This window comes from Amycolatopsis sp. NPDC059027 (assembly GCF_042739735.1).
In the GTDB taxonomy this organism is placed as follows: Bacteria; Actinomycetota; Actinomycetes; order Mycobacteriales; family Pseudonocardiaceae; genus Amycolatopsis.
Genome location: NZ_JBHYIK010000137.1, coordinates 1 through 10,651, shown reverse-complemented (window position 1 = coordinate 10,651; position 10,651 = coordinate 1). Strand labels below are relative to the sequence as shown.

Sequence of the window (10,651 nt, the reverse complement as noted above, 5' to 3'; positions counted from 1 at the left end):
CCGTCACAGCGTCTAGCGCTGTGAAGGAGGCCTTCACGGACAGGCCGGGACTCAGTCGTCGTCGGACGAACCGAGGGCGGTCTTCGAGACCTGCATCAGGAACTCGATGTTGGTCTTCGTCTTGCGCAGCCGCGAGATCAGCAGGTCGATGGCCTGCTGCGAGTCCAGCGCGGTCAGCACGCGGTTCAGCTTCACCGTGACCGCGAGCTCGTCCGGCGAGAGCAGCAGCTCGTCCTTGCGGGTACCGGACGGGTTGACGTCGACCGCGGGGAACACCCGGCGCTCGGCGATCTTCCGGTCCAGCTTGAGCTCCGCGTTGCCGGTGCCCTTGAACTCCTCGAAGATGACCGTGTCCATCGTCGACCCGGTCTCCACCATCGCGGTGGCGAAGATGGTCAGCGAGCCACCGTTCTCGATGTTGCGCGCCGCACCGAGGAACCGCTTCGGCGGGTACAGCGCGGTCGAGTCGACACCACCGGACAGGATCCGGCCGGACGCCGGGGCCGCCAGGTTGTAGGCACGGCCGAGGCGGGTGATCGAGTCGAGCAGCACGACGACGTCGTGGCCCATCTCGACCAGGCGCTTGGCCCGCTCGATGGACAGCTCGGCGACCGAGGTGTGGTCGGACGGCGGGCGGTCGAAGGTGGAGGCGATGACCTCGCCCTTCACCGACCGCTGCATGTCGGTGACCTCTTCGGGACGCTCGTCCACGAGCACGACCATCAGGTGGCACTCGGGGTTGTTCGTCGCGATCGCGTTCGCGATGTCCTGCATGATCGTGGTCTTACCGGCCTTCGGCGGCGACACGATCAGCGCGCGCTGTCCCTTGCCGACCGGCATCACCAGGTCGATGACGCGGGTGGTGAGCTTGTGCGGTTCGGTCTCGAGCCGCAGTCGCTCGTTCGGGTACAGCGGGGTCAGCTTGGTGAAGTCGGGACGGCGCTTGGCCTCGTCCGGCTCCAGTCCGTTGATCGAGTCGACACGCACCAGCGGGTTGAACTTCTGGCGCTGCTGCTCGCCCTCGCGCGGCTGGCGCACGACACCGGTGATCGCGTCACCACGGCGCAGGCCGTACTTGCGCACCAGCGAAAGCGAGACGTACACGTCGTTCGGGCCGGCGAGGTAGCCGGAAGTCCGCACGAACGCGTAGTTGTCCAGCACATCGAGGATGCCCGCGACGGGCAGCAGGACGTCGTCCTCGCGGATCTCGGTGTCCGGCGAGCCGCCTTCCCCGCGGCCGCCGCCACTGCCTCGGCGCCGACGGTCCCGGAAGCGCCGCCCGCGACGGCCGCCTTCCTCGTCGTCGTCCGACTGGGCGCGGTTGCCGTCCTGCTGGTTGCGCTGGCGCTGGTCCTGGCCGCCCCGGTTGCCGCCCCCGTCACGGTTGCCACCATCACGGTTGCCACCGTCGCGGTTCCCGTCCCGGTTACCACCCTGGCGGTTGCCGCCCTGGCCGTCCTGGCCGGCGGAGCGGTTCGCACCACCGCGGCGGCGCCTGCTGCGGCCGCCCTCGCCACCCTGCTCCTGGCCTTCGCCCGCGGGCTGGGCGTCCTGCTTGTCCTGCGCGGGGCGCTCGGTCTCCCGGGCGGGCTGCGCGTCCTCGGACGCCTGCCGCGGCGCCTCGGCCTTCACCGGCTCGCGCTTGGCGGGCTCGGCCTTGGTCTCCACCTTGGGTGCCTCCGCCTGCGTGGCCTCGGCCTTCGGCTCCGGCTTCTTCGCCTCGCCGACACCCTCCAGCGGCAACGTCTGGCTACCGGCGGCGGCGCTGCTGCGGCGCTTGGTCTTGCCCTGACGCTCACGGATCGCGGCGATCAGGTCGCCCTTGCGCATACCCGCGGTCTCACCGACACCCAGTTCACCAGCCAGCTGGCGCAGCTCGGCGATGACCATGCCGGACAAACCCCCGGTCCGGCGCTTGGGAGCGGTGGCAGTCCCGTTCGACTCGGTGCCGTTGGACGCGGCGGCCGGTGTCTGACTGTCCACGTCTCCGCTCAAAAGATCGGTGTTGCTCACACATGTCCTTCCTGACCGATCCACGCCTCCAGGTGGATCAGCGGACCACCGCCCGCGTCCGATTGCGAAACGGCGTTCTGTCCCCGATGCGGGCAAGTCGCAGCCTAGCCGTGCGGGACACGGCGGGCAGGCAGCCAGCACAGGGGTTTGCCTCCTCCTAACGAAGGAAACGGAATTCGGCACCGCCGAGACCGGAAACCCGCCTGCGTCACTCCGCTATCCCGCTAGCCAGGCGGTGCGGATCTGGCGGATCGACGAAGGATGCGGCTCCGGGAGGCTCCGAGGCTCCCCATGACCGGCATCGGGTGCGGAAACGCACGGTGATCGAACGCCCCCGAGGGTAGACCGCACCCTCGCCGGGTGCAACAACCACCCCCCGCGTGGCGGGGTACCCGGCCACTCACGTGACCGAGGCTTTACAGAGCCGCAACCTGCACACCGGCGAGGTCGACGACCAGTTCGGCGACGTCGAAACCGGCAACGTCGACCGATGGCGGCAATATTCCCGTCGTGGTCAGCGCGAGCACGGTGGGACCGGCGCCGGAAATCGTGGCGGGCACGCCGTGGGCACGCAGCGTACGCACCAGCGCGGCGCTGGCCGGGTACGCCGGGGCCCGGTAGTCCTGGTGCAGCCGGTCCTCGGTGGCCGCCAGCAGCAGCTCCGGACGCTCGGTGAGCGCGCGCACCGCGAGCGCGGCGCGGCCCGCGTTGTGCGCGGCGTCGGCGAGCGGGACGTGGGCCGGGAGCAGGCCGCGAGTGGCCTCCGTCGACGAGCGGGTCGGCGGAATCGCCAGCACCGGGCGAATTTCCGGGGATGGGGTGAGCCGCTCGGCGTGGAATCGGTCACTTTCCGACCAGGCGATCACCAGCCCGCCCAGCAGGCTCGCCGCCGCGTTGTCCGCGTGGCCTTCGAACTCCGCCGCCAGCTGCAGCGCGTCATCGTCGAGCGGGCGATCCGCGAGCGCGTAGCCCGCGGCGATGCCCGAGACGACAGCGGCCGCCGAGGAACCGAGCCCGCGGGCGTGCGGAATCGCGTTGGCACAGCGCAGATGCAGCCCGGGCACCTCGACGCCGAGCTGCGCGCAGGCCCGCCGGATGGCCCGCACGACCAGGTGCGTCTCATCGGTCGGGACGTCCTCCACGCCGCCCGCGCCCGCGTCGGTGACCTCGACCTTGAGGCCGTCGTCGGCGACCCTGACCTCGACGACGTCGTACCTGGCCAGCGCCAGGCCCAGCGCGTCGAAACCGGGGCCGAGATTCGCCGTGGACGCCGGGACCGTGACGCGGAACCCGGTCACGAGAGGTCCAGCGCCGCCGCGACGGCGGAGGGGTCGACGGCGAGCGGCTCGACCTCGACGTTGCCTTCCAAGGCCGTGGCGGGGTCCTTGAGGCCGTGGCCGGTCACCGTGCAGACGACGGTCGAGCCCTTCGGCAGCCGTCCGTCGGCGGCGGTGGCGAGCAGCCCGGCGACCGACGTCGCCGAAGCGGGCTCCACGAAGACGCCTTCCTTGCTGGCGAGAAGCCGGTACGCCTCGAGGATCTTCGCGTCGGTGATGGCCTCGAAGAGCCCGTCGGAGGCCTCCTTGGCCTTGACCGCGCCGTCCCACGAGGCCGGGCTGCCGATGCGGATCGCGGTCGCGATCGTGTCCGGATCGGCGACCGGCTCGCCGTGCACCAGCGGCGCGGCGCCCGCGGCCTGGAAACCGAACATCCGCGGGGTGTTCTTCACCACACCGTCGGCGGCGTACTCGGCGTACCCCGCCCAGTAGGCGGTGATGTTGCCCGCGTTGCCCACCGGAAGGCAGTGGATGTCCGGCGCCGCGCCGAGCACGTCGCACACCTCGAACGCCGCCGACTTCTGGCCCGCGATCCGCACCGGGTTCACCGAGTTGACCAGGGTCACCGGGTAGTCGGCGGCGGTCTTGCGGGCGAGTTCGAGGCAGTCGTCGAAGTTGCCGTCCACCTGGAGGATCCGCGCACCGTGCAGGACGGCCTGGGCGAGCTTGCCCATCGCGATCTTGCCCTGCGGGACGAGCACCGCGCAGGTGAGCCCGGCCCGCGCGGCGTACGCGGCGGCCGAGGCCGAGGTGTTGCCGGTCGACGCGCAGATGACGGCCTTGAGCCCGCTGGCGAGCGCGTGCGTGATCGCGACGGTCATCCCGCGGTCCTTGAACGAACCGGTCGGGTTGACGCCCTCGACCTTGAGGTAGACCGTGCAGCCGGTCAGCTCGGACAGCTGCGCCGCGGGCAGCAGCGGGGTGTTGCCCTCGCCGAGGGTGATGACCTTCGCCCCGGCGGGAACGGGGATCCGATCGGGATACGCCTCGATGATTCCGGGCCACGCCTTGATGCTCATGCGAACGCCTCGCTTCGCGAGACAGCGCCGAATCCCTTTTGGCGCATGATATCCATGATTCGCTCGCAAGCTTCGCTCATGTGTCTTCGCCTTCCACCCGCATCACGCTGACGACGTCGTGCACCACGTCCAGCTTGCCGATCTCGTCCACTGTGGACTGTAGTGCCGCGTCGGGAGCCAGGTGCGTCACCACGACCAGGCTGGCCCGGTCGTCGGCGTCGCGCTGGCGCACCGCCGCGATGCTGACCCCGTGCCCGGCGAACGCCTGCGCCACCTGGGCGAGCACGCCCGCGCGGTCGGCCACCGAAAGGCTTACGTGGTAACGCGTCGGGGTCTGGCCCATCGGCCGCACCGGCAGCGCCGCGTGGGCCGACTCGCGCGGCCCACGCCCACCCGCGACGCGGTTGCGTGCCACCGCGACGAGATCGCCGAGCACGGCGCTCGCGGTCGGCGCGCCCCCGGCGCCCTGTCCGTAGAACATCAGCTCGCCCGCCGCGTCGGCCTCGACGTAGACGGCGTTGAACGCGCCGCCGACCCCGGCCAGCTGGTGACTGCGCGGGATCATCACCGGATGCACGCGGGCCGACACGGATTCGACGCCGTTGTCGTCGGTGACGCGCTCGCAGATCGCCAGCAGTTTGACCGTGCGGCCCAGCATCCGCGCGGCGGCGAGGTCCGCGGCGGTGACGTCGGCGATGCCCTCGCGGTGCACATTGGCGGCGGTCACCCGGGTGTGGAACGCGAGGGAAGCGAGGATGGCGGCCTTCGACGCGGCGTCGTAGCCGTCGACGTCGGCGGTGGGATCGGCCTCGGCGTACCCGAGCCTGCTCGCCTCGTCGAGGGTCTCGGAGTAGCCCGCGCCGGTGGCGTCCATCGCGGAGAGGATGTAGTTCGTGGTGCCGTTGACGATGCCCATGACGCGGGTTATCCGGTCCCCCGCAAGGGATTCCCGCAACGGGCGCAGCAGCGGGATGGCGCCGGCGACGGCGGCCTCGAAGTACAGGTCAGCCCCCGAGGCGTCGGCGGCGGCGAACAGCTCCCCGGAATGCTCGGCCAGCAGCGCCTTGTTCGCGGTGACCACGGACTTGCCCGCCGCCAGCGCCGCGAGCAGCCAGCCGCGCACCGGCTCGATCCCGCCGACCAGCTCGACCACGACGTCGACGTCGTCGCGGGTGACCAGCTCGGCCGCGTCCGCGGTGAGCAGCTCCGGCGGCAGCTCGGGGTGCTTGTCCGGCCTGCGCACCGCGATCCCGGCCAGCTCGACCGGCGCGCCCGCCCGCGCGGCCAGCTCCTCGCCCTGTTCGGCGAGGATCCGGACGACCTCGCCACCGACCGTGCCGCAGCCGAGCAGGGCGACCCTGATACTGCGCCGATCGTCTACTGTGGACACCGTTTAAACCTCCAGGCGCAGCATGTCGTCGGTCGTCTCCCGCCGCAGCAGCACCCGTGCGCTGCCGTTGCGCACGGCGACCACCGCCGGGCGCGGCTGCCGGTTGTAGCCACTGGCCATCGAGTAGCAGTACGCGCCGGTCGCCGCGACGGCGAGCAGGTCGCCGGGTGCCAGGGTGTCGGGCAGCCAGCAGTCGCGGACCACGATGTCGCCGGATTCACAGTGTTTTCCCACGACCCGGGACAAAGTCGCCGCGACCGGCTCCTCCCCGTCCGCCGCGGAGCGGGAAACCAGGCGGCAGTCGTAGACCGCGTCGTAGAGCGCGGTACGGATGTTGTCGCTCATCCCGCCGTCGACGCTGACGTAGCGGCGCGCGGCGTTGTCGCCGAGCGCGACGTCCTTGATGGTGCCGACCTCGTACAGCGTGATCGTGCCGGGACCGGCGATCGCGCGGCCGGGCTCGCCCGCGATGCGCGGCACCGGCATCCCCGCGTACTCGCACTCCTTGCGCACGATCTCCCGGATCTGGGTGATCATCTGCGCGGGCGGCGGCGGATTGTCCTTGTCGGTGTAGGCGATACCGAATCCGCCGCCGAGGTCCACCACGGACAGCTGGTCGAGCAGCTCGGTGCCGTGTTCCTTGGCCAGTTCGGCCAGCAGGCCCACGACGCGCCGTGCGGCGACCTCGAAGCCGTCGGCGTCGAAGATCTGCGAGCCGATGTGGCTGTGCAGGCCGATCAGCTGGAGCGAGGGCGCGTTGAGCACGCGCCGCACCGCCTCGGCCGCGTCCCCGGACGCCAGCGAGAAACCGAACTTCTGGTCCTCGTGCGCGGTCGCGATGAACTCGTGCGTGTGCGCCTCGACGCCGACCGTGACCCGGATCAGCACCTTCTGCACGACATCGAGCCGCGCCGCGACATCCGCGAGGCGCGCGATCTCGTAGTAGGAGTCCACGACCACGGTGCCGACCCCGGCCCGGACCGCGTCCTCCAGCTCGGCGATCGACTTGTTGTTGCCGTGGAAGGTGATCCGCTCGGCCGGGAAGTCCGCCCGCTGCGCCACGGCCAGCTCGCCGCCGCTGCAGACGTCCAGGCTCAGGCCCTGTTCCGCCACCCAGCGGGCGATCTCGATGGACAGGAACGCCTTGGACGCGTAGTGCACCAGCGACGGGTCGTCGAACGCCTCGGCGTAGTCGGCGCAGCGGGACTTGAAGTCCGCCTCGTCGACCACGAACAACGGCGTGCCATAGGTTTCGGCCAGCTCACGGACGTCGACCCCGGCGATCCGCACGACGCCGTCGGGCGCGCGATAGGTGTTGCGGGGCCAGACCTTCGGGTAGAGCCGGTCGAGTTCGTCCGCGCTCGCGGGCGGGAACCCGGAGGCGTCGGCGTGCGGGTAGACGTCGGCGTGGCGGGGGCCCGCGGGGTGTGCCATGCGATTACATCCGTTCCGGAGCGGAAACACCGAGCAGGGACAGTCCGTTCGCCAGCACCTGGCGAGTGGCCTCGCTCAACGCGAGACGGGCGTAGGTGAGGGGGGTCGCCTCCTCGTCGCCCCTCGGCAGCACCCGGCCGACCGCGTTCCACTTGTGGTAGGCGCCGGCGAGCTCTTCGAGGTACCGGGCGACGCGGTGCGGTTCGCGCATCTCCGCCGCCCGGCGCACGGTCGCCGGGAACTCGCCGAGCGTGCGGATCAGATCGCCCTCGGCGGGCAGCGTCAGCAACCCGAAATCGACACTGTCCTCAGTGGACTTCAGGCCGAGGTCGTTCGCGTTGCGCTGCAAGGAAGCCAGCCGCGCGTGCGCGTACTGGACGTAGTAGACCGGGTTGTCGTTGGAGTGCTTGCGCAGCAGGTCCAGATCGACGTCCAAAGTGGAATCGACGGAGTAGCGGATCAGCTCGTAGCGGGCCGGGTCGACGCCGACGGCCTCGACGAGGTCCTCCATGGTGATCACGGTGCCCGCGCGCTTGGACATCCGCACCGGCTTGCCGTCGCTGACCAGGTTCACCATCTGGCCGATGAGCACCTCGACGGTGGCCGGGTCGTCGCCGAACGCCGCCGCGGCGGCCTTGAGCCGCGCGATGTAGCCGTGGTGGTCCGCGCCGAGCATGTAGATGCACAGGTCGAAGCCGCGGTTGCGCTTGTCCTTGAAGTAGGCCAGGTCGCCCGCGATGTAGGCCGGGTTGCCGTCCTGCTTGATGACGACGCGGTCCTTGTCGTCGCCGTACTCCTTCGACTTCAGCCACCAGGCGCCGTCCTCGAAGTAGAGGTTCCCGGAGTCCTTCAGCTCCTGGACCGCCGAGGCCACCGCGCCGGACTCGTGCAGCGAGTTCTCGTGGAAGTAGACGTCGAAGTCGGTACCGAACTCGTGCAGGCTCTGCTTGATCTCACCGAACATCAGCTCGATGCCGATCGAGCGGAAGGTCTCGTGCCGCTCGGCATCGGGCAGGGACAGCGCGGCGGGCGAGGCCTTGATGACCTCGGCGGCGATGTCGCTGATGTACCCGCCCGCGTAGCCGTCTTCGGGAGCGGGCTCGCCCTTCGCGGCGGCGATCAGCGACCGCACGAACCGGTCGATCTGCGCACCCGCGTCGTTGAAGTAGTACTCGCGGGTGACGTCGGCGCCCTGCGCGGCCAGCACCCGGCCCAGCGCGTCGCCGACCGCGGCCCAGCGGGTGCCGCCGAGGTGGATGGGGCCGGTGGGGTTCGCCGAGACGAACTCCAGGTTGATCCGGCGCCCGGCCAGCGCGTCGCCAAGACCGTAGCCGTCACCGGCGGTGAGCACCTGACGGACGAGCTCGCCCTGCGCGTCGGCGGCGAGCCGGAAGTTCAGGAAGCCGGGGCCCGCGACCTCGGCGGCGTCGACCCCGTCGGCCGCGGCGACGACCTCGGCCAGCGCCTCGGCGAAGTCACGCGGCTTGAGGCCCGCCTTCTTGGCCACCTGGAGCGCGAGGTTGGTCGCGTAGTCGCCGTGTTCGGGGTTGCGGGGACGTTCGATGGTCACCTGCTCGGGCAGCACGGCGGTGTCGAGACCGCGGGCGCTGAGCACCTGCACGGCGGAGCTGCGGACCAGGTCGGCGAGAGCGGCGGGAGTCACTCGCGGAATTCTAGGTGTGCCCTGGTCGGGCGCTCGCAGCGGTCTCGGCGGCGCCGGTTCTCCTGCGTGATCGGCCGACGCGTTCACGGTGATCAGACGCACGGTCTCTACACTTGCCGGGGGCAGGTCCGTCCGGGGCCGCAGGAGGAGAACGCGGGAGCCATGGCGAACGGGACAACCAGGAAGAAGGGGACGCCGAAGAACGCGATGAAGGCGGCCCGGAGCACTTCCGTCGTGTCCAAGAAGGGCACACCTTGGGGCACCATCATCGCGGTGGTCGCCGTCGTCGCGCTCGCGGCCTCGGTGTTCACCTATTACATGGTGCAATCCGCGCCCAAACGCGGACAGGCCGACCGGGAAGCGGCCGCCGCCGCCTACGCGCCGTCCGCGCAGGACCCGGACCCGTCCAAGCGCATCTCCGGCGTCACCACCGCGACCTACACCGGCAGTGTGCACGTCCTGCCCACCGAGCGGGTCGCCTACGACAAGACCCCGCCCTTCGGCGGGCCGCACGACGGTTTCTGGGCGGCGTGCAACGGCGTCGTCTACCCGAACCCGGTCCGCAACGAGAACATGGTGCACGGTCTCGAACACGGCGCGATCTGGATCGCCTACAACCCGGACCAGGTCAAGGGTGAGGCGTACGACCTGCTGAGGGCCCGCGTTTCGCAGAAGCCGTTCATGATGCTCTCCCCCTACCCCGGCCTGGACAAGCCGATCTCGCTGCAGTCGTGGGGTCACCAGCTCAAGCTGGACAGCGCCGACGACCCGCGGATCGACCAGTTCGTCGCGGCGCTGCGGACTAACCCGAACGGGGTCTACCCGGAGATCGGCGCCTCGTGCGACGCGCTCGGCCCCGGCCAGTTCGACCCGAACAACCCGCCGCCGTTCGACCCGTCGAAGCCCGGCCCCGACGCGAAGCCCATGGACTACAAGGGCAGCACCGGCGCCCAGGGCGAACAGCAGCCGGGCGGGATGAACCAGCCGCCCGCTTCGAAACCGGCCGGAAAGTGAGCACCGAAGCCGACCACGAGGCCGTGCCCGAGTCGCCACCGGAGCGACCGGGCTGGTCACGCTGGGTGATCGTCGGGGCGGCCATGCTGGCCGTCCTGCTGATCGGCGCGACCGTCGGGATGTTCCTCACCCGCCTCTCCGACGGTTCGGACGACACCGCGACCCCGAAGGCGGGTTCGGTCGAGGTCGGCTTCGCGCAGGACATGTCGGTGCACCACCTGCAGGCGGTCACCATGGCCAACTGGGCCCGTGACCACTCGGCGGACCCGGAGATCCGGCAGCTCGCGTTCGACATCCAGAGCACCCAGCTCGAGCAGGTCGGCCGGATGAAGGGCTGGCTCATGCTGTGGGGCCAGCCCGAGCAGGCCATCGGCGCCTACATGAAGTGGATGACCGAGCCGATGGGGCACGGGCACGGCGGCTCCGCGCCGATGTCCATGCAGCCCGCGAACGGCGCGCCGATGCCAGGGATGGCGTCCGAGGCCGAGCTGTCGAAGATGCGGACCCTCACCGGCAAGGCCCTCGACGTCGACTTCCTGCAGCTGATGCTCCGGCATCACCAGGGCGGCACGGACATGGCCCAGTACGGCTACGACCACTCGCAGCTCCCCGCGGTCAAGGCGCTGGCGCAGAGCATGCTCACCTCGCAGGGCGCCGAGATGAACCAGATGACCCTGATGCTCAAGGCCCGCGGCGCCGATCCGCTGCCCGCCCCCTGACTTCTGCCGTTCGGTCCGTGAAGGCCTCCTTACCGGCGCTCAACGCCGGTAAGGAGGCCTTC

The 10,651-nt window shown here is 70.6% G+C and carries 8 protein-coding genes; 2 read left to right on the top strand and 6 right to left on the bottom strand.

Annotated elements, in window-relative coordinates:
- Positions 1-51: 51 nt before the first annotated feature.
- The 6 genes from rho to argS form a co-directional block, all read right to left on the bottom strand.
- Positions 52-2,013 (bottom strand): transcription termination factor Rho, encoded by a 1,962-nt coding sequence (gene rho / locus ACFWY9_RS44130; protein WP_378325900.1) that lies wholly within the window; start codon positions 2,011-2,013, stop codon positions 52-54.
- 416 nt (positions 2,014-2,429) lie between these two features.
- The gene (gene thrB, locus ACFWY9_RS44125; protein ID WP_378325899.1) at positions 2,430-3,311 is read right to left on the bottom strand and encodes a homoserine kinase; all 882 of its coding nucleotides are present in this window, start codon (positions 3,309-3,311) and stop codon (positions 2,430-2,432) included.
- Positions 3,308-4,369 carry a threonine synthase gene (gene thrC / locus ACFWY9_RS44120; protein WP_378325897.1) on the bottom strand — a complete coding sequence of 354 codons (1,062 nt, stop codon included), beginning with the start codon at positions 4,367-4,369 and terminating at the stop codon, positions 3,308-3,310. The genes thrB and thrC overlap by 4 nt, the downstream gene beginning before the upstream one ends.
- A 76-nt stretch (positions 4,370-4,445) precedes the next feature.
- Positions 4,446-5,759 carry a homoserine dehydrogenase gene (locus ACFWY9_RS44115; protein ID WP_378325896.1) on the bottom strand — a complete coding sequence of 438 codons (1,314 nt, stop codon included), beginning with the start codon at positions 5,757-5,759 and terminating at the stop codon, positions 4,446-4,448.
- 3 nt (positions 5,760-5,762) lie between these two features.
- Positions 5,763-7,193, bottom strand: coding sequence for a diaminopimelate decarboxylase (lysA, locus tag ACFWY9_RS44110; protein ID WP_378325895.1), 1,431 nt, complete (start codon positions 7,191-7,193; stop codon positions 5,763-5,765).
- Between the two features lie 4 nt (positions 7,194-7,197).
- Positions 7,198-8,856 carry an arginine--tRNA ligase gene (gene argS / locus ACFWY9_RS44105; RefSeq protein ID WP_378325893.1) on the bottom strand — a complete coding sequence of 553 codons (1,659 nt, stop codon included), beginning with the start codon at positions 8,854-8,856 and terminating at the stop codon, positions 7,198-7,200.
- Between the two features lie 207 nt (positions 8,857-9,063).
- On the opposite strand from argS, the gene ACFWY9_RS44100 reads away from it, so the two are divergent.
- A complete protein-coding gene (locus ACFWY9_RS44100) occupies positions 9,064-9,870 on the top strand; it encodes a DUF3105 domain-containing protein (protein WP_378325905.1) in 807 nt (268 codons plus the stop codon).
- Positions 9,867-10,589, top strand: a complete 723-nt coding sequence (locus ACFWY9_RS44095) for a DUF305 domain-containing protein (protein ID WP_378325891.1) — start codon at positions 9,867-9,869, stop codon at positions 10,587-10,589. Before ACFWY9_RS44100 ends, ACFWY9_RS44095 begins: the two co-directional genes overlap by 4 nt.
- Positions 10,590-10,651: the final 62 nt, after the last annotated feature.

What these genes read in the sequence shown, in the direction of transcription:
- thrC (WP_378325897.1), bottom strand. Translation starts at nt 4,369, where the DNA reads ATGAGCATCAAGGCGTGGCCCGGAATCATCGAGGCGTATCCCGATCGG.
- lysA (WP_378325895.1), bottom strand. Translation starts at nt 7,193, where the DNA reads ATGGCACACCCCGCGGGCCCCCGCCACGCCGACGTCTACCCGCACGCC.
- ACFWY9_RS44100 (WP_378325905.1), top strand. Translation starts at nt 9,064, where the DNA reads ATGAAGGCGGCCCGGAGCACTTCCGTCGTGTCCAAGAAGGGCACACCT.